The 17,297-nt window shown below is 57.7% G+C and carries 19 protein-coding genes; 13 read left to right on the top strand and 6 right to left on the bottom strand.

Features of this window, described 5'->3' with window-relative positions; translation table 11 throughout:
* Positions 1-261 precede the first annotated feature (261 nt).
* From KSS91_RS15265 to KSS91_RS15245, 5 genes are read left to right on the top strand one after another with little or no spacing between them, the layout of a single operon-like run.
* Positions 262-1,728 carry a c-type cytochrome gene (locus tag KSS91_RS15265; protein ID WP_217835266.1) on the top strand — a complete coding sequence of 489 codons (1,467 nt, stop codon included), beginning with the start codon at positions 262-264 and terminating at the stop codon, positions 1,726-1,728.
* Positions 1,729-1,771: 43 nt separating this feature from the next.
* On the top strand, positions 1,772-3,547 hold the full coding sequence (ctaD, locus tag KSS91_RS15260; RefSeq protein ID WP_217838427.1) for a cytochrome c oxidase subunit I: 1,776 nt from the start codon (positions 1,772-1,774) through the stop codon (positions 3,545-3,547).
* Positions 3,544-4,236 carry a cytochrome c oxidase subunit 3 gene (locus KSS91_RS15255; RefSeq protein ID WP_217835265.1) on the top strand — a complete coding sequence of 231 codons (693 nt, stop codon included), beginning with the start codon at positions 3,544-3,546 and terminating at the stop codon, positions 4,234-4,236. Before ctaD ends, KSS91_RS15255 begins: the two co-directional genes overlap by 4 nt.
* Positions 4,237-4,242: 6 nt before the next feature.
* On the top strand, positions 4,243-4,974 hold the full coding sequence (locus KSS91_RS15250; RefSeq protein ID WP_217835264.1) for a heme-copper oxidase subunit III family protein: 732 nt from the start codon (positions 4,243-4,245) through the stop codon (positions 4,972-4,974).
* 13 nt (positions 4,975-4,987) lie between these two features.
* A complete protein-coding gene (locus KSS91_RS15245; protein ID WP_217835263.1) occupies positions 4,988-5,305 on the top strand; it encodes a cytochrome C oxidase subunit IV family protein in 318 nt (105 codons plus the stop codon).
* Between the two features lie 32 nt (positions 5,306-5,337).
* Here KSS91_RS15245 and KSS91_RS15240 read toward each other — a convergent pair whose 3' ends face one another.
* Together KSS91_RS15240 and KSS91_RS15235 are read right to left on the bottom strand one after the other, a co-directional pair.
* The gene (locus KSS91_RS15240) at positions 5,338-5,898 is read right to left on the bottom strand and encodes a magnesium transporter (RefSeq protein WP_217835262.1); all 561 of its coding nucleotides are present in this window, start codon (positions 5,896-5,898) and stop codon (positions 5,338-5,340) included.
* A 120-nt stretch (positions 5,899-6,018) separates the two neighbouring features.
* Positions 6,019-6,309, bottom strand: coding sequence for a hypothetical protein (locus tag KSS91_RS15235; RefSeq protein WP_217838426.1), 291 nt, complete (start codon positions 6,307-6,309; stop codon positions 6,019-6,021).
* A gap of 286 nt (positions 6,310-6,595) precedes the next feature.
* Here KSS91_RS15235 and KSS91_RS15230 point away from each other — a divergent pair, with 286 nt between their 5' ends.
* Positions 6,596-7,144: a cytochrome b gene (locus KSS91_RS15230; RefSeq protein WP_217835261.1), complete on the top strand. Its 549-nt coding sequence runs from the start codon at positions 6,596-6,598 to the stop codon at positions 7,142-7,144.
* A gap of 13 nt (positions 7,145-7,157) precedes the next feature.
* Here KSS91_RS15230 and KSS91_RS15225 read toward each other — a convergent pair whose 3' ends face one another.
* Positions 7,158-7,967: a helix-turn-helix transcriptional regulator gene (locus KSS91_RS15225; protein ID WP_217838425.1), complete on the bottom strand. Its 810-nt coding sequence runs from the start codon at positions 7,965-7,967 to the stop codon at positions 7,158-7,160.
* A gap of 97 nt (positions 7,968-8,064) precedes the next feature.
* Between KSS91_RS15225 and KSS91_RS15220 the strand changes: the two genes are divergently transcribed.
* Positions 8,065-9,021, top strand: a complete 957-nt coding sequence (locus tag KSS91_RS15220) for a threonine dehydratase (protein WP_217835260.1) — start codon at positions 8,065-8,067, stop codon at positions 9,019-9,021.
* A gap of 111 nt (positions 9,022-9,132) precedes the next feature.
* Complete coding sequence (locus KSS91_RS15215) at positions 9,133-9,828, top strand: tRNA (adenine(22)-N(1))-methyltransferase (RefSeq protein WP_302469549.1); 696 nt, start codon at positions 9,133-9,135, stop codon at positions 9,826-9,828.
* 28 nt (positions 9,829-9,856) lie between these two features.
* Here KSS91_RS15215 and KSS91_RS15210 read toward each other — a convergent pair whose 3' ends face one another.
* Complete coding sequence (locus KSS91_RS15210; protein ID WP_225923687.1) at positions 9,857-10,840, bottom strand: GlxA family transcriptional regulator; 984 nt, start codon at positions 10,838-10,840, stop codon at positions 9,857-9,859.
* Between the two features lie 197 nt (positions 10,841-11,037).
* Here KSS91_RS15210 and KSS91_RS15205 point away from each other — a divergent pair, with 197 nt between their 5' ends.
* Entirely contained in the window at positions 11,038-11,829 is a 792-nt protein-coding gene (locus KSS91_RS15205; RefSeq protein ID WP_217835257.1) for a cysteine hydrolase family protein, read from the top strand.
* A 100-nt stretch (positions 11,830-11,929) separates the two neighbouring features.
* Here KSS91_RS15205 and KSS91_RS15200 read toward each other — a convergent pair whose 3' ends face one another.
* Together KSS91_RS15200 and KSS91_RS15195 are read right to left on the bottom strand one after the other, a co-directional pair.
* Positions 11,930-13,123, bottom strand: a complete 1,194-nt coding sequence (locus tag KSS91_RS15200; protein ID WP_263986888.1) for a DUF2252 domain-containing protein — start codon at positions 13,121-13,123, stop codon at positions 11,930-11,932.
* 236 nt (positions 13,124-13,359) lie between these two features.
* Positions 13,360-13,644, bottom strand: coding sequence for a hypothetical protein (locus tag KSS91_RS15195; RefSeq protein ID WP_217835256.1), 285 nt, complete (start codon positions 13,642-13,644; stop codon positions 13,360-13,362).
* A gap of 392 nt (positions 13,645-14,036) precedes the next feature.
* Between KSS91_RS15195 and KSS91_RS15190 the strand changes: the two genes are divergently transcribed.
* The 4 genes from KSS91_RS15190 to KSS91_RS15175 all read left to right on the top strand — a co-directional run bounded on the left by KSS91_RS15190 (position 14,037) and on the right by KSS91_RS15175 (position 17,029).
* On the top strand, positions 14,037-14,684 hold the full coding sequence (locus tag KSS91_RS15190; RefSeq protein ID WP_041474871.1) for a hypothetical protein: 648 nt from the start codon (positions 14,037-14,039) through the stop codon (positions 14,682-14,684).
* Between the two features lie 791 nt (positions 14,685-15,475).
* On the top strand, positions 15,476-15,913 hold the full coding sequence (locus tag KSS91_RS15185; protein ID WP_217835255.1) for an Ohr family peroxiredoxin: 438 nt from the start codon (positions 15,476-15,478) through the stop codon (positions 15,911-15,913).
* A gap of 78 nt (positions 15,914-15,991) precedes the next feature.
* The gene (locus KSS91_RS15180) at positions 15,992-16,444 is read left to right on the top strand and encodes an Ohr family peroxiredoxin (RefSeq protein WP_015095201.1); all 453 of its coding nucleotides are present in this window, start codon (positions 15,992-15,994) and stop codon (positions 16,442-16,444) included.
* A 126-nt stretch (positions 16,445-16,570) separates the two neighbouring features.
* Positions 16,571-17,029, top strand: a complete 459-nt coding sequence (locus KSS91_RS15175; protein WP_015095200.1) for a MarR family winged helix-turn-helix transcriptional regulator — start codon at positions 16,571-16,573, stop codon at positions 17,027-17,029.
* Positions 17,030-17,297: the final 268 nt, after the last annotated feature.

Genomic DNA, 17,297 nt, shown 5'->3' with positions numbered 1-17,297 from the left:
GTGGCTATCGTCCCTGCTCAATGTCACCACATTCGTTTGACGACTCTACAAAGGCAGGGTTCGAACGTTGCCATCCGTCATCAAAAATCAAGTATAGCTGGCAACCGGAACTCCCTTGGCGGCCTCACGGTACAAGCCGATGGCTCTATACTTCTTACTGACTTTAACGCCCGGACGGGTGGTATTTGTCAGCCCTGCTTGGACGTCAGTGGCGATGCTTTTTGCATAACCAATGAACAACAGGAATAGGATGAAGAGCAAATGGCAATAGCAATTGTCTTGATACTCATCGTTATTGCCTCCGTGCTATTCCACATACTAGCGCCCTGGCATGCGACACCGGCAGCGTCCAACTGGGGATCCATAGACACCACCCTGTTCATCACCCTGATCATCAGCGGAATATTTTTCATTGCCATCACGGGATTCATGGCGGTAGCGGTGATTCGGTATCGTCACAAGGCGGGTTCCAGGGCGGCCTACCAGCCGGAAAACAAAAAACTGGAAACATGGCTGATTATCGTTACCTCGGCAGGTATCGCCGGGATGTTGGCGCCGGGTCTGGTTGTCTACAACGATTTCATCCGGGTACCGAAAGATGCCTACGAACTTGAAGTGGTTGGCCAGCAGTGGCAGTGGGCTTTTCGATTTGCCGGGCAAGACGCAAAGCTTGGCAAGTCGGATATCAAGTTTGTCGACTCCACCAATCCCCTTGGTCTTGATCCCAAGGATCCTGCAGGCCAGGACGATGTGCTTGTCATGAATAACGAAGTTCGCCTTCCGCTCGATCGGCCGGTGAAAGTTCTACTGCGCTCTAAAGATGTTCTGCACGATTTCTATGTACCGCAAATTCGCAGCAAGATGGATATGGTGCCAGGGATGGTGTCGTACTTCTGGTTTACGCCGACTAAAACCGGAAAATACGAAGTCCTTTGCGCTGAATTTTGTGGTGTGGGTCATTACAACATGCGTGGCCACATGATCGTGGAAGAGCAGGGCGTCTTCGATCAATGGCTGAAAGGCCAGCCGACCTTTGCACAGACATTGACCACAGCTGCCAAGCCCGGTCGAGACAGCGTGCTGGAAAAAGGCCGCCAGTTGGTCGAGCAGTACGGCTGCAAGGCCTGCCATAGCCTGGATGGCAGTGCCAGTCTCGGCCCGGGATGGAAGGGGCTGTACGGTCGCACCGAACAGCTTGCCGATGGCACCAGCGTGCGGGTCGACGAGGCCTACCTGAAAGAGTCGATTCTCGATCCGAAGGCCCGCCTGGTACAGGGCTACCCGCCGGTCATGGTGGCCTATACTCTCAAAGACGACGAAATGGGTGCCGTCATCGCCCTGATCAAATCATTGGGTGCTGATCAAAATTCGAATGGCGAAGCGTCGAGTCCGGGTGAAGACCTGGTGGCGCAGGGGCAGCGACTGGCCGGGTCGCTTGGCTGCCTGGTCTGCCACAGTGTCGATGGCAACAAGGGCGTAGGCCCCAGCTGGAAGGGCCTGTATGGCAAGACGCAAACCCTTGCCGACGATACGAGCGTAAAGGTCGATGAGGGCTATTTGAAAGAGTCGGTTCTTCATCCCAATGCCCAAATCGTCAAGGGCTATGCAGCCGTCATGCCGACTCTTGCTCCGAGTGACGAGGAGCTGAATGCACTGATCGCTTTTATCAAATCCAAAGCGAATGCTGACGCTGATGCGACCAAGGCGGAGCCAGGGAAACAGCCGTAAAGCAGCCAGAAACACACTGAAACTTCGGAACGAGGATGACGTGATGGCCTATGCGGAGCAAGCCGAAACAGAAGCACTGCACGAGCCCAAAAGCTTCCTGACCAAATATATCTGGAGTCAGGACCACAAGGTCATAGCCATTCAATATTCCTTGACGGCTCTGTTCGTGGGGCTTATTGCCCTGGTGCTGTCCGGCTTGATGCGCATGCAGATCGGCTTCCCAGGCAGTTTGGCGTTCATGGATGCCAGTACTTACTATCAGGCGATGACCATGCACGGCATGATCATGGTCATCTACTTGCTGACGGCCCTGTTTCTGGGGGGCTTCGGCAACTATCTGATCCCGCTGATGGTGGGCGCCCGCGACATGGTCTTCCCCTATGTCAACATGCTCAGCTTCTGGTTTTACCTGCTGGCGGTAGTGGTCTTGCTCAGCAGCTTTTTCGTCCCGGGCGGCCCCACGGGTGCCGGCTGGACGCTCTATCCGCCACAGTCCATCGCCCAGGGGACACCGGGCGTCGAGTGGGGCATTGTCCTGATGCTCGTCTCACTGGCGATTTTTATCGTCGCCGCCACCATGGGCGGGTTGAACTACGTCACCACGGTGTTGCAGGCGCGCACGCACGGCATGACATTGTTTCGCATGCCGCTTTCGGTATGGGGCATCTTCATGGCCTCGATCATGGCCTTGCTGGCCTTCCCGGCGTTGTTCGTCAGCGCGGTCATGATGTTGTTTGACAAGCTGTTGGGCACCAGCTTTTTCATGCCGGCGATGGTCTCGCTGGGGCAGCAGCTCGATCACCAGGGTGGCAGCCCGATATTGTTCCAGCACTTGTTCTGGTTTTTCGGCCACCCGGAAGTCTACATCGTTGCTCTCCCTGCATTTGGCCTGGTCTCCGACCTGATCAGCACCCATGCGCGTAAAAACATCTTCGGCTACCGAATGATGGTGTGGGCCATTGTTGCGATCGGGGTACTGAGTTTTGTGGTCTGGGCGCACCATATGTATGTCAGCGGAATGAACCCGTACTTTGGCTTTTTTTTCGCCGTCAGCACCTTGATCATCGCAGTGCCGACCGCGCTGAAAGTCTATAACTGGGTATTGACCCTGTGGCGCGGCGACATCCATCTGACCGTGCCGATGCTGTTTGCCCTGGCCTTTATCGTCACCTTCCTGGTCGGCGGTCTGACCGGGTTGTTTCTGGGCAATGTGATCGTGGATATTCCGCTCTCGGACACCTATTTCGTCGTCGCCCATTTTCATATGGTCATGGGGGTCGCACCGGTACTGGTGGTGTTCGGTGGTATTTATCACTGGTTCCCGAAAGTCACCGGGCGCATGTTCAACGACACCCTGGGCAAACTGCATTTCTGGATTACCTTCCTGGGCACCTACGCCATCTTCTTCCCCATGCACTACCTGGGTTTCCAGGGCATGCCACGCCGCTACTACGCCTATGAAAACTACGCGTTCATCCCGCAGTCGGCGCAAGAGCTGAATGCTTTCATTACGGTGGTCGCATTGGCTGTCGGGGTTTCCCAGTTGCTATTCGTGTTCAACATGGCCTGGAGTGCATTCAAGGGCAAGCCCGCAGGCAGTAATCCCTGGGGCGGGGCCAGCCTGGAATGGCAAACGCTGCACACCCCGCCGAAACACGGTAACTGGGGAGAGAAATTGCCGGTCGTACATCGCTGGGCCTATGACTACAGCGTACCGGGGATAGAACAGGATTTCGTGCCGCAAACGGTCTCCGCCGAGGAGCTGGAGCAGATGCGGCAACTCAGTGCCGGAACTAAAATAGCGGACGTCAAGACATGAACAGGCTGCTATTGAGAAACGCCGACGGCGCTGACCCCGGCGGCAGTTGGAATCGCGACCCTGAGGGTGTTCAGGCCACCGAGGGTGCCAATAGAAGTCAAATCGCAAGAGTGGGCTTGCGCTTGTTTCTGGTGGTGGTGAGTTCGTTATTCTTCCTCTTCCTGATCGCCTTTGTCGCCCGTTCACAAATGGCCGACTGGCTACCCCTGACGGAGCCTTTGGCGCCGTTAGGCAATCTGCAGCCGCTATGGCTGAATTCGGCTTTTCTGCTATTGAGTTGCATCGCGCTGCAGTGGTCGCGCATGGCTGCCCGAAAGGCTCGGCCGGTCGCAACCGTGATGGGTTTTGCACTGGGGGGCGTCTTTGCAATTGCTTTTCTGGCGGGGCAATTCTGGGTCTGGCAGCAGTTTGTCGCCTGGGGCTACTTTGTCGCCAGCAATCCGGCCAACAGTTTCTTCTACCTGTTGACCGGCCTGCATGGGCTCCACCTGCTGGGTGGACTGATCGCCTGGTGCTGGATCGTCGCCAGATTTGTGCGTCATGTGCCATTGGCGCAATTGAGCGCCAGCGTAGAGCTCTGTGCCATCTATTGGCATTACTTGCTGGGTCTCTGGTTCGTGCTGTTCGCTCTGCTGGCCAGCTCGCCGCAAACCTATGAAGCCATCGCCAGATTCTGCGGCCTGAGGTGAACAGCCATGGCATCGCACCCGCAAGCCCAAGCCCACGCCCAGGTCCAAGCCGAGACCAGTTCGTCCAATCCAACAGGCTCGCCACCTGCGCCGGGATGGCAAGGCATTGCCAGCGACTGGTCCTCGGACAAAGACGCCTTCAAGCAGGTGCCCTGGGGCAAGGCGATGATGTGGATATTCCTGCTCAGCGATACGTTTATATTCACCTGTTTTTTAACCGGCTACATGTCAGTACGCATGACCATCACTACGGCCTGGCCGAATCCGAGTGAAGTGTTTGCATTGACGATCGCAGGAAGGGAAATCCCGCTTATTCTGATCGCCATCATGACCTTCGTGCTGATCAGTAGTAGCGGCACCATGGCCATGGCCGTTAATTTCGCCTATCGCCGTGATCGCGCGAAAACGACTGCCATGATGCTGGCGACCGCTGCCTTGGGTGTGACCTTCGTCGGCATGCAGGCATTTGAATGGAGCAAGCTCATCGCAGAAGGGGTGCGTCCCTGGGGGAACCCCATGGGGGCGGCGCAATTTGGTGCCAGCTTCTTCATGATTACCGGTTTTCACGGGCTGCATGTGTCAATCGGCGCCATCTACCTCAGTATTGTGGCGCTGAAAGTAATGCGCGGGGATTATGAGCGCTCCGGAAACTATCAGAATGTCGAGATAGCCGGGCTTTACTGGCACTTCGTGGATTTGGTGTGGGTGTTTATTTTTGCTTTCTTCTATTTATGGTAGAGGAGCACAGGTGATGGCACATGCTCAGGGACAGCAACATCCAATCAGTTTGTACCTCAAAATCTGGGGGCTGTTATTCGTCCTCAGCACGCTGTCGTACCTGGTCGACTATTTCCACTTCCAAGGTTACCTTCGGTGGTCCCTGATCATCATTTTCATGCTGTTGAAGGCAGGTTTGATTGTCTCCATCTTCATGCATTTGGCCTGGGAGCGGCTGGCGATGGTCTACGCCATATTGGTGCCGCCTTTGTGTTTGCTGGTGCTCGTCTGGCTAATGGCCACCGAGGCCGACTACATTTTCCTCAGCCGGGTCATTTTCTTTGGTCAGTAAGCAGTTTTCGGATGGCCTTGAGTCTCCAGGCGCTAACCCGATATCACTCGCTTGAACTGATGCCATTTGTGCTGCCAGGCCACTGTCCAATGGGGGGCTGCCGCTCCAGTGCCGGCGATCGTCAGCTTTGGATGTTGTTTGATGACCTGATCCAGTACAGATTCCTGGTTCGGCTCAACATCGACAAAGAAGATATGTTTGCCCTCGTTGACTACCTGCTTGAAATTGCGGAAGTGAGTGTTCGGCACCTGGAATCCAAAAAAACCGCCTTCCCAGATGCAGAAGCCCAAAATGACAATGGAAAGGAAGATAAAAGGCATCCAGCCTGCGGCGGATTCGGTCCAACCCATCCAATAGGCGCCACCCAGAACCAGTGCCGCCAGTGGCAAACCGATCACCGCTCCAATCTCACCCGAGTGAACGGCATCCTGTTCCATTAACGAGTTGACCTCGTGCAGGTGATGTTGTTCGACATCAGCAACGTTTTCACTGAGCACATGAATCTGTTCAGAATTGATGCCGCTGGCTTCCAGTTCATATTCAACGGTTTCAAGATCGTTGAGATTGTCACTGATGTAATAGTGCCGATTCATGCCACACCTCCCGACTCGCGTTTGCTGTAGACCTCCTTTGTCCGGCAGCGGTCAACCTGGGTTGCACACTTCATGCAATCTGAAAAAAAGTATAGCACTCGCCTCCCTGCGGGCCGGTCGCTAGTTGATCTGCACTATGACCGGACCTTCCGTCACGATCGGCGGGTTCGCGTGGATATGCGAAGTGTTTTTCTGAATCCACTCGCGCGCAACTTTCAGGCTCGCATCACTGCCGGCCTTGTCCTTGCACACAGTGATCGAAGTACCACCGTCACCCGTATTGAGCAGTGTGTAGCTAACGAGGCCAGGTACTGTGCGCAAGGTCGCTTCGATGTCGACGCGGCGCTCTTCCAGAAGCTCGAATAGCTGCTTGGCTCCAGTACCCAGGTAGGTTCTTATCACCGCATACATGGTCGTCTCCTTTGAGAGTACCGTCTTGATGCCAATACAGATCTCCGTTGAAGTGCGCAAATCCCCGGATTTCAGGTCGCCCTGATTCAATAAGCTTAGCCAAACGCCGACGACAATCGACATGCAACGACCACCGGCCACATGGGGCCGATTTCTGCCTGTCCGATCGGAGGCGAAACACCAGCTACATCGAACATCTCGATGGGTTTAACCAACATTTCACTGTTTTTCCGATAACGCCATGTCGCGATAATTCGCCTTCAAAAGTGACGGGAAGGGCAGCGTGATGGCGAAAGAAGGAAGTTATACCGGTACAGCCAAGTGGCTGCATTGGGGCATGGCCCTGATCTGGTTGGGGGCCTGGGTCATCGGATTTGTGGCGACGCATTGGCGCGACGAATTCAATGCTCACCATGAACTCACCTACGTGCACAAGGCGATGGCCAGCACGCTGCTGTTTCTCATCGTCGTGCGTATCGCCTGGCGATTGAGTCACCCGGCACCGGCGCTACCCGATTCGATGAGCCCGACGATGAAGCGTGGTGCGCTGGTCGGGCATGTGCTGCTTTACGCCGTGGCCCTGATCGGGCTGCCGTTGTCCGGCTGGTACTGGAGTTCGGTCGCCGACAAACCCGTCATGGTGGCGGCGCTGTTCGTGCTCCCGCCAATCGTTGACCCCGATCAGAGCCTGTACGATCTGGCAAAGTCGGTTCATACCTACATGGCGTGGTTGTGTGGCGCCCTGGTAGGTGGCCATCTGCTGGTTGCGCTCAAGCATCACTTCGTTGAAAAGGATGATGTGCTCAAGGGCATGATGCCCGCCCGCGACCGCTGATTTTCCTGGCGTTTCATTGTTGACGCAATTGCACCGGGCTCACACCGAGGCGTTGCCTGAAGGTGGTCGCCATGTGCGCCTGGGAATTGAAACCGCAGGCGTAGGCGATCTCAGCCAGGGTTGCGGTCGAGTCGCGCATCAGGGCGCGAGCCCTGGCCAGGCGCCGGTCGATCAGGTAAGCATGGGGGCTTTTGCCGGTGGCGTTTTTGAAGGCCCGCATGAAATAGCCTTCGGACAATCCAAGCAGGCCCGCCATCGCCGGTACGCTCAACGGGCCATCAAGGCCCGCGTCAATGAACTCATCGAGCAAGCGCATCCGGCTGCCGGTTATCGAGCCATGGGGCGGTGTCGACACGGCTTCGCTGGCCGTCGCCCGCTCGGACAATGCCATTGCCCAGGCCTCCCAATCGTCCTCCACGCGAGCGTGCAACAGTGCGGCGCGCATGCGCCATGCGAGGGCCGTGGCTTGCCGGTCGATGCGATTGTTGAAGGCGCGATTACCCTCCAACGCGATACCGTCGGTGCGTATCACCCGCAGATATTCACCGCCCTTGGGCGATTCGGACAACACGTCACACCCGACCGGAACGAACGCCAGGCCGTTGGGCATGGCATCGAAGGGTTGTACCCGGTCGCTGCCGATCGCGTGCAGGCCTCGCTGGCTGTCGAAGGCAAAGCCGATGCCTGCCTGGGTCGCTACGTATCGGGTCGCGTAGGCGCAGCCGGGGAGCAGTTCGATCGCCCAGGGGCCGGCCTCGATGCGGCGGACCGGTTCGGACAGCGGGGGTGGATGCAGACGGTTTCGATGGCTCATGAGCACCATAGTAGTGAAGAGAGGGCACAAAAGTCAGGTCGGTTTTTTGAAAGCCGGCGTACTGTGCCCCTGTTCAGACTGGGCAAAATCCCGGGGGAGACCACTCATGCACAAACTGACTCGCGACGACATCGAACAGGCCGCACGCAACGTGTACCAGGTCATGCCCGCCACCGCCCAGTACTCTTGGCCCTTGCTGGCCAGGCGGTTGGGTTGCACGGTGTGGGTCAAGCACGAAAATCACACGCCTACCGGTGCTTTCAAAGTGCGCGGCGGCATCACGTTCATGCACTGGCTCAAACGCGAGCATCCGGGCGTGAAGGGCATTGTCAGCGCGACCCGCGGCAACCATGGCCAGAGCCTTGCACTGGCGGCTGGCGCACTGGGTTTGCGGGCGCTGATCGTCGTGCCGCAAGGCAACTCGGTCGAAAAGAACAATGCCATGCGCGGCTTTGGCGCTGAAGTGGTCGAGTATGGGCGCGATTTCGATGAGGCCCGTGAAGAGGCGGCACGGCTTGCGCAGGAGCACGACCTGTTCCTCGTGCCGCCGTTTCACACCGAACTGGTCAAGGGTGTGGCCACCTATGCGCTGGAGCTGTTCAACGCCGCGCCGGATCTGGATACCGTCTATGTACCGATTGGCTGTGGATCGGGGATTTGTGGCGTGATCGCCGCTCGCGATGCACTGGGCCTGGACACCCGGGTGGTGGGCGTGGTTTCCACCGAAGCGGCGGCCGCACAGTTATCGTTCGACACCGGAGCCCTGTGCGAAACGGCCTCGGCGACCACCTTCGCCGACGGTCTGGCCGTACGCAAGCCGGTGCCTGAAGCCTTTGCCGTCTATGCGGCAGGTGCGACGCGAATCGTTGCAGTCAGTGACGCGCAGATAGCCGAGGCCATGCGCGTGTATTACACCGATACCCACAACCTGGCCGAAGGAGCCGGTGCGGCGGCGCTGGCGGCGCTCATGGCCGAGCGTAAGGCCATGTCGGGAAAAAGGGTGGGGGTCATCCTGTCCGGTGGAAACGTCGACAGATCGGTGTATGCGGGCGTGATTGCGTGAAAGGGAGCTGAAACCTGGTCGCATAAATTTGAAATGCACGGCATTGCCCGACACAATCGCGCCCCGATCCGGCCAAAGGCGCCGGACGTTCGTGGTGAGAAGGGGCCGCAGTTGAACGAACAGACATTGTCCATGCGCCTGGAACGCGTGGCGGCGCATGTGCCGGCCGGTGCGCGCCTGGCCGATATCGGCTCGGATCACGGCTACCTGCCGGTGGCATTGATGCGCCGTGGCGCCATCACGGCGGCGGTGGCCGGGGAGGTGGCGTTGACGCCGTTCCGCGCAGCCGAACGCACCGTGCACGACAACGATCTGGAGCAACGGATCAGTGTGCGCCTGGCCAACGGCCTGGCGGCAATCCTGCCTGGGGACGGGATCACGGCTATCAGCCTCTGCGGCATGGGCGGCGAAACGATCCGCGACATCCTCGACAGCGGCAAGGCGTGCCTGAGCGGGCAGGAGCGCCTGATCCTGCAACCCAACGGCGGCGAGCAGCCACTGCGCCTGTGGCTGATGGAAAATGGCTATCGCATCCTCTGCGAGGAAGTACTGCGGGAAAATCGTTTCGACTACGAAATCATCGTCGCCGAGCGCGCCGGGCCGGTGATCTACACCGCTCAAGAGTTGTACTTCGGCCCGTTGCAGTTGCAGGCCCGCAGCCCGGCGTTCCTGATCAAGTGGCAGCGCAAGCTGCGCCAGAAGCAGAAGACCCTGAGCCAATTTGCCGGAGCGCAGCGGGCCGTGCCTGAGGAAAGGGTGCAGGACATTGCGCGCCAGGTCCGGTGGATCAGCCAGTTGCTGGCCTGATCCTGTTGCGCAAGGTACGCGTCTGCGCTTACGCGGGCAATGGATTGCCCTTGTTCCCGGCCCCTTTGGCCAGACGGGCACTGCGACGCAGTTCCTGCGGCGTGCGCCCGACGACTCGCACGAAACTGCGCAGCATGTGATCGGCATCGCCGAATCCGAAGCACCTGGCGATCTCCTCGAACGTCTGGTGCCCGTCTTCGACCAGCGGCCGTGCCGACTCGATACGCAGGCGTTCGATAGCTTTGACCGGCGTCACCCCGACCGATGCCGCGAACACGCGACCAAACTGGCGCACGCTCATATGGGCAACGTCTGCCAGGCGTTCAACCGACAGATCATCACGCAGATGATCGCGCACATAGCTCAGCACCGTTCGGATCCGGTCCGAGCCCGGGTCGAAATCCAGCAGCGAAGAGAACTGGTACTGACCACCCGGTCGCCGATAGTAGACCACCAGCATGCGCGCGACAGCGCGTGACACTTCCTTGCCCAGGTCCTGCTCGATCATCGCCAGGGCCATGTCGATGCCGGCCGACATGCCGGCCGACGTCCAGACATTGCCGTCTTCGGTCCAGATTCGATCACCATCCACGCGCAGCGCCGGATAGCGTGCCTGCAATTGCGGCGCGTAGTTCCAGTGCGTGGTCGCGACACGACCGTCGAGCAGACCGCTCTCAGCCAGCAGGAAGGCGCCCGTGCAGACGCTGGCAGTGCGGCGGGCGCGCGGGGACATCTGCCGTATCGCCGCTGCCATCGGCATCATCCTGTCATCGATCGGGGCGCTGGGGGCGCCGACGATGATGAGCGTGTCGAGCGGGTCGACAACCTGCAGGGCTTGCGTCGCGACTTGCACGCCGCCCGAAGCTTCGATCAATCCGCCTTCAAGGGACGCGACCGTGAATCGATAGCCCGAAGGACGCGCACGGCTGGCGTTGGAGAAGGCTTCGAGCGGGCCACTCAGATCCAGCAGCACAAACCCCGGGTAGACCAGGAAACAGATGTGACGTTGCATGAACGGAGCGCCCAAAGTCTGCATGGGAGGGGAGCCATGGTACGCGCTTGCCGTCTACAAGGTCAGGGTGGGGCATCAAGCCCGTACACCTCACGCGACATGGCTGTGCGTGTCGGCCGAAATCCAGGGATTAATGTCCATTTGCTGATGCCTTCTCGCCGTACCGTACATGCACCCCCCACATTGAGGACGTGCAAATGACCTTCAACAGAATTCAAGCCGCGAGAATGATCTCCTGCGCCACGTTGCTGACGGCTTTCCTGATGGCGCCCGGCGTTGGCTTCGCCGCAGAGAACCCTTACGCCGATCCGGCCAAACCCGCACTCCCGGCATCCACCTTCGAATGGGATTCCAGTCGAACCGCGCTGGTCGTGATCGACCCGCAGATCGACTTCATGAGCCCGGAGGGGGCGGGCTGGTCGGTCTTCGGACAGAGCGTTACCGAGCAAAATCTTGTGCCGAACCTGAACCGGCTTTTCGCGGCGTTCAAGCAGGCCGCAGCGACGGTAGCCATCTCGCCGCACTACTACTATCCCCACGATCATAAATGGGAGTTCGAGGCGCCGGCGGAGACCGTGCAGCACAAACTGGGGCTCTTCGATCGCAAGGGCGCCCTGACGCTGGATGGATTTCGCAATTCGGGTGCCGACTTCATGAAGGAGTTCAAGCCCTTCATCGAAGACGGCAAGACTATCGTCGCCTCACCGCACAAGTTGTATGGCCCGCAAAGCAACGACCTGATGCTGCAGTTGCGCAAGCAGCGGATCGACAAGATCATCCTGGCCGGCATGGCATCCAACCTGTGCGTCGAATCGCACCTTCGCGAGTTTCTGGAGCGCGGTTTCGAGGTGGTTGTCGTACGTGATGCCATCGCCGGCCCGAAGCTGCCTGACGGCGACGGATACGGTAGCGCGCTGGTCAATTTCCGCTACATTGCCAACGGCGTGATGACCACAGACGACGTCGTGAAAAAACTGGAAGGGCGCTGATCTGCGGTATGGCCCATCCGCTGACCAGTCACGGGAGTCCTTGTGGCTTCCGTGCCTGATGACTGACACTGAATGACCCATGAGCGATGGATCGCCCTCATCACTCTTCTTCCCTGAGTGCCTGGATCCGCCCTGACTTTTCTGCTGCCAGCAGCGCGGCATGGTCTTTTGCATTTTGATTGGCATAGGCAATGGAAAATTTTCCGATGGCCTGGTCGAAGGAGTCCGTTTTGCCCAGGTAGCCACTGATGAGCGCGGCATCTCCGGATTTGGCATGGGCGCGGGCCAGGGTTTGCCCGCACCACTCGGCGTACATCTTCATTCTTGCGGCGCAAATCCCTTCGATGGGGGCTGACATTTTCATGTCGCGCAACTGGCGTACAAAGAAATGCCGGCCATTTTGTCCGCGTGTCCAGCCCAGAAAGATGTCACTGGAGGACTGCATCAGCCGCTGACCCGTGACCACACGCTGCCCCTGGTTTTCGTATTCGCTGTCGCCTGCATAAGGCGCCAAGACCGAGGGGCAGGCTTCCTTGAACTGCAGAAGCAAGGGGTGGTTTTCCGCAGAAAAGAACAGGCCGACGAAACAGTAGGTGCCCACGCTGCCAATGCCGACAGCCTTGACGGCAACGTCTTCGAGGCGGTACCGATCGAAGAGCACACGTCGTTCATGGGGCAGCGACAAACGATAATCCTGCAGGGCGATACGCACTCGCTGCTTGAAGCCCTTTTCATACACATGAAAAAGCAAGGGCGGTTGATCGATCAGTCGCCGTCGACCGCCGACTTCGCTGCTGATCTTGGGGTAGAGGTAATCCCCCAGACGCATCTTCGCCTTTGCCACCACTTGCTCGCGAATTTTCCTGATCTGGGCATTGGGCGCCATGTCGATGATCGCCTGGGCATCCAGACGGTCATACCAGACCTCCAGCGGGCCCATTTTCGAGAATTTGCGCAGGCCCTCGCGGTAAGCACAAACGCATTTGACGGCAATGCCCCGTGCCTCTTTATCGGTGAGCCGGTTATCGCGTGCGGCCACGACAAAACTGATTGCCAGGCGTTTGACGTCCCATTCCCAGGGGGCAGGGAGTGTTTCGTCGAAATCGTTGATATCAAAAATCAGATTGCGCTCAGGTGTCGCGAACAATCCGAAGTTCATCAGGTGACAGTCCCCGCAGGCCTGCACCTCAATGCCTGTGGTTGGGGTAGTGGCCAGGTCATGGGCCATCAAACCCGCAGAACCGCGTAAAAAGGTGAACGGGCTGCGCAGCATCCGGCCGTAGCGCAGCGGCACCAGGTTGGGCAGTCGATAGCGGTTGGATTCTTCGAGGCGTTCGATAGGGTCGCGGTGTTTGCCCGGCGGTTTCCATTCGGCGTGAACCGAATGGGGCAAGCGTTCGCGTAATTGCTCACCTGCGAACAGGCGCTCCTTGCGCGAGAGAAAGACTGACTCGTCTGCGCTGTCGTCCGATTGTTTTGCCAGGCCGTCGGCAGACTTGCTTTTGCGGGGGGGCATGTCCACTCCTTTGCTCAACGAAGGCTGACTCCCTCGGGCACAGGATCTGCTAATGCGACTGTTCCATCAGCCTTCAGGGTGACCTGCACTGGTGTTTCGCAAAGAGTCGAAGCCGTTGTTGAAGCGTAGCAGTTCCGTTCCGGGATGCTGTATTGCCAGCATTGAATGGCGTGGCTGCGAGGGAGGCAAAATTCGCTGTTTGCAGCATCAGACGGTGTGCGTTCCGCGGGAAATCCGCTTTTTTTTTCGGCGCGAGAAATGAAACGGTTCAGCCGCTTGGCAACGGTGGTTTCAGCCAATTAAACCGGCCTCCCGAGGCATTAATGGCAGTACCGTTTGTCGTGGTTTTTGTTCGAAAAATGAACAATTGGGGTATTCTGGGCTCTGATCTTCCAGCAGGCGGATCCCTTGAGCTTCGCACTGCACTCCCTAGTAAAATGGACGTATACCTCATCTGCATTGAATGGAATGCACATGGGGATTTTTTTTACCTGAGACCTGGAGTGATATTATGCCGTCATCACTGACTCGCGGGGCGAGTCGCTCTCTCTTGTAATACCCAAACTATTTGAGTTGCTTCAATCAATGTGAACTTTGATTGTGCAGGCGTGATTATTTAATTCACGTGCCTGGGGCATGGTCAATTCACACTGCCGCAATAAGTGGAGATGTAAGCGTGGATATTAATACAATGATCGGCCTGCTTGGCCAGAAAGAATCCATGGAGTTTATGCGTTTAGGAGTGGTTTACGTACACCTGTTGGCATGCTGCGTAGCCATTGGCCTGGTGTTTGCCAGCGATGTCGCAATGGTCAAGGATCTATTGAAAGGCCGTGTGTCGTCCGGGCACGATAATGATCATATGGCCAGTCTCCAGAAGTCTGTTTCCAATGCGTTGTTATTCTTGTGGATCACCGGTGCGGCGATTATAGGCATTGATTACCTTGAAAAAGGGATGACCTATTTTGCCAACCCGAAACTTCAAGCCAAAGTCATTATTGTGTTGTTGCTGACATTCAACGGCATGCTGTTGCACCGCTATGTATTGCCCGCCATGCTCAAGGCCGGTTCCTTGCTTGATCTGCCTATCAATGTGCGAATGTTTGCCCTGTTCTCTGGTGCACTGTCGGGTGTTTCCTGGCTGTATGCCGCGATGCTCGGTGTCGGTCGACCGCTGGCCTGGAAATACTCGCTGACCGAGTTGCTGATGGCCTATCCGGTATTGATCGTGCTCGGCTTTGCGACGATGGTGGCGCTGACCCAGTGGGCGCGCAATCGCAACGCGGCAGCGCCGGCTGAGGAGACTACCTGGCTGTTCGCCGGAATTCCTGCGCGATGAGCTGACGAAAGTCCAGGTAAAGACGGGTGTAACCGTTAGAACCTTGCAAACACCAGACCCCCTCCCAGTGAGGGGGTTTTTATTGGGTGTTCACGCAGTTCCGGGGAACACCGATAACTGTAGGAGCGAGCTTGCTCGCGATGGAGGTCAACGATGATGCGGGGAGCCTGACACCCCGCGGTGCTCTCAGGTTTTTCGTCGGAACGCCGCCCGGAGCAAGCTCGCTCCTACAGAGCCCGCCGCGATCGGCCTCGTTGTTTGGTGGTGCACGTGTTCCCCTGTAGGAGCTGCCGGAGGCTGCGATCCTTTGATCTTGATCTTCAGCAATCTCCAGATCGCAAAATCAAAATCAAAAGATCGCAGCCTTCGGCAGCTCCTACAGATATTTCGCTATCTGTGTTCCCCCCCGGGATTTGTCCATGGCCGAATGTTGTCCACTCATCCCTTGATTCGGCGAGGGGCAGGGCAGCACGCTCGGTCGCGACCCTGCCGTTCATCGCCAAGGCCTAAAATAAACTTTGACATCATTGGGGCTTTGGTTGAGTATTCATTCATCGCATGCGATCTAGTCGAATGCGATAGCAAACAAAACAACCCTTGCCGTTTGGAGATTCAGCCATGAACACCGGAAGCCGCCGCACCCTGTTGATCGCTACCGCTCAAGCTTCCCATGGCCATAACGGCAACAACTGGATCGTTGCACACGCCCATTGACGAACGTTGTCTTTTTGAAGGTCACACACATCGCATGCGATACAATCGCACAAACTTTAAACCCTGAGGAAATCCCCATGAGCAAAATCGAAAAAGTACTGGCAACCGGCAAAACCCACACCACCCGCAGCAATGTCGGCGGTCACGGCAACCTCGATATCGTCCTGTCGTCACCGGGTTCCACCCAGCCAGCCCACGTCTTTGCCGCCACACAGCCGCATCCGAAAGCCGAGCAACTGTTCGCCGGAGCCTGGTCGGCCTGCTACACCGCAGCAGTGGGGCTGGTGGCCCAGGAGCGCAATATCGTTTTGCCGGCGGACATGGCCGTCGACATTGAAGTGGACCTGGGCCAGACTGGTCCGGCCTACTTCCTTCAGGCCCGACTGACCCTGCGCGTGCCCGGGCTGGCACAGGATGTCGCGACCGAACTTGCGCACATCGCCGACTCCATCTGCCCTTACTCCAAAGCGACACGCGGCAATATCGATGTTGCCCTGAACGTGATCACGGCGTGACGTGCGGATTCATCATTAACATCGCATACGATGCAAGCGCATACGAATCTAACTGATTGTAATCCTGAGGGAATCATCATGAGCAAGATCGAAAAAGTACTGGCCAGCGGCAAAACCCACACCACCCATAACAGCGCAGGCAATACGTCGCGCGGTCATAACGGCAACCTCGACATCGTGCTGTCGTCCCCCGGCAACGACACACCGGCACACGTGCTGACCGCCGTCCAGCCGCACCCGAAAGCCGAGCAACTGTTCGCCGGCGCGTGGTCGGCCTGCTACATCGCAGCGGTGGGGCTGGCCGCCCAACAAATGAAGGTGACACTGCCGACCGATACGGCCGTCGACATTGAAGTCGATCTGGGCCAGACCGGCGCGGCTTACTTCCTCCAGGCCCGACTGACATTGCGCGTGCCGGGACTGGATCATGGAGTGGCGACTGAACTGGCCCACAACGCCGATGCAATCTGCCCGTACTCCAAGGCCACACGCGGCAACATTGATGTCGACATCAATGTCTTGACGGCCTGACCCGCTGCACGGCCGGTTCAACGGGAATTTTCCCGGTGAACCGGCCGTCGGTGTTTATGCACACTTCCGATACCATCGTGTACGACGTATAGTTTCAGTCTCGCAAGATTGCCCCTGGGAACGTCCATGAAAAACACCGCCAAGATATCCGCCCTGGATCTCAAACTCTCCGACTTCCTGTGTTTTGCCGTCTATTCCACCAACCTGGCCTTCGGCAAGGCCTACAAGCCGATGCTCGAACGGCTCGGCCTGACCTACACGCAATACATCACCCTGGTCGCGCTGTGGGAAGAAGACAATCAGACCGTCGGCAGCCTTGGCGAAAAGCTGTTTCTGGAATCCAACACCCTCACGCCGATCCTGAAGAAGCTCGAAGCGATGGGTTATTTGCAGCGCCAGCGCGACCCGGAAGACGAACGTCAGGTTCGGATCAATCTCACAAAAGAGGGGCGAACACTGCGTGAAGGCCTGCGCGAAGACGGCTTCCCGCAAACCGGCCTCGATCCTGACGATTTCGTGCAAATGCAGAAGGCCATCGTGAAGTTACGGGGTAATCTCATCCGTACGACGAAAGACAGGGAGTAGGGGGCATCGACTCAAGAGACGCAGTGGCCCCCGATTTCGGTGTGAGCGCCCCCACAAACGGGGCGCTATTCCCCAGCCGTATTCAAGCCTCCATCAGCACGGCATTTCAACTTTCGACGAATGTTTGTAGGGACTTGCCGGCCTTTGCACATATTTTGTTACAGCAATGGCAGGCTAATTGCTGAGTGAGCGTGTCCCGTTCATCAAAGGTGCAGCGTCGGCAAGCTGTGGAGCTGTAGTACCCCATTGAGTGATTGCATGTAACCAT

The organism is Pseudomonas azerbaijanorientalis, assembly GCF_019139795.1.
Taxonomy (GTDB): Bacteria; Pseudomonadota; Gammaproteobacteria; order Pseudomonadales; family Pseudomonadaceae; genus Aquipseudomonas; species Aquipseudomonas laurylsulfatiphila.
Note: the sequence above shows the minus strand (reverse complement) of the source record. Positions and strands in the feature narration are given on the sequence as shown.

What these genes read in the sequence shown, in the direction of transcription:
- KSS91_RS15265 (WP_217835266.1), top strand. Translation starts at nt 262, where the DNA reads ATGGCAATAGCAATTGTCTTGATACTCATCGTTATTGCCTCCGTGCTA.
- ctaD (WP_217838427.1), top strand. Translation starts at nt 1,772, where the DNA reads ATGGCCTATGCGGAGCAAGCCGAAACAGAAGCACTGCACGAGCCCAAA.
- KSS91_RS15255 (WP_217835265.1), top strand. Translation starts at nt 3,544, where the DNA reads ATGAACAGGCTGCTATTGAGAAACGCCGACGGCGCTGACCCCGGCGGC.
- KSS91_RS15250 (WP_217835264.1), top strand. Translation starts at nt 4,243, where the DNA reads ATGGCATCGCACCCGCAAGCCCAAGCCCACGCCCAGGTCCAAGCCGAG.
- KSS91_RS15245 (WP_217835263.1), top strand. Translation starts at nt 4,988, where the DNA reads ATGGCACATGCTCAGGGACAGCAACATCCAATCAGTTTGTACCTCAAA.
- KSS91_RS15240 (WP_217835262.1), bottom strand. Translation starts at nt 5,898, where the DNA reads ATGAATCGGCACTATTACATCAGTGACAATCTCAACGATCTTGAAACC.
- KSS91_RS15235 (WP_217838426.1), bottom strand. Translation starts at nt 6,309, where the DNA reads ATGTATGCGGTGATAAGAACCTACCTGGGTACTGGAGCCAAGCAGCTA.
- KSS91_RS15230 (WP_217835261.1), top strand. Translation starts at nt 6,596, where the DNA reads ATGGCGAAAGAAGGAAGTTATACCGGTACAGCCAAGTGGCTGCATTGG.
- KSS91_RS15225 (WP_217838425.1), bottom strand. Translation starts at nt 7,967, where the DNA reads ATGGTGCTCATGAGCCATCGAAACCGTCTGCATCCACCCCCGCTGTCC.
- KSS91_RS15220 (WP_217835260.1), top strand. Translation starts at nt 8,065, where the DNA reads ATGCACAAACTGACTCGCGACGACATCGAACAGGCCGCACGCAACGTG.
- KSS91_RS15210 (WP_225923687.1), bottom strand. Translation starts at nt 10,840, where the DNA reads ATGCAACGTCACATCTGTTTCCTGGTCTACCCGGGGTTTGTGCTGCTG.
- KSS91_RS15205 (WP_217835257.1), top strand. Translation starts at nt 11,038, where the DNA reads ATGACCTTCAACAGAATTCAAGCCGCGAGAATGATCTCCTGCGCCACG.
- KSS91_RS15190 (WP_041474871.1), top strand. Translation starts at nt 14,037, where the DNA reads ATGATCGGCCTGCTTGGCCAGAAAGAATCCATGGAGTTTATGCGTTTA.
- KSS91_RS15185 (WP_217835255.1), top strand. Translation starts at nt 15,476, where the DNA reads ATGAGCAAAATCGAAAAAGTACTGGCAACCGGCAAAACCCACACCACC.
- KSS91_RS15180 (WP_015095201.1), top strand. Translation starts at nt 15,992, where the DNA reads ATGAGCAAGATCGAAAAAGTACTGGCCAGCGGCAAAACCCACACCACC.
- KSS91_RS15175 (WP_015095200.1), top strand. Translation starts at nt 16,571, where the DNA reads ATGAAAAACACCGCCAAGATATCCGCCCTGGATCTCAAACTCTCCGAC.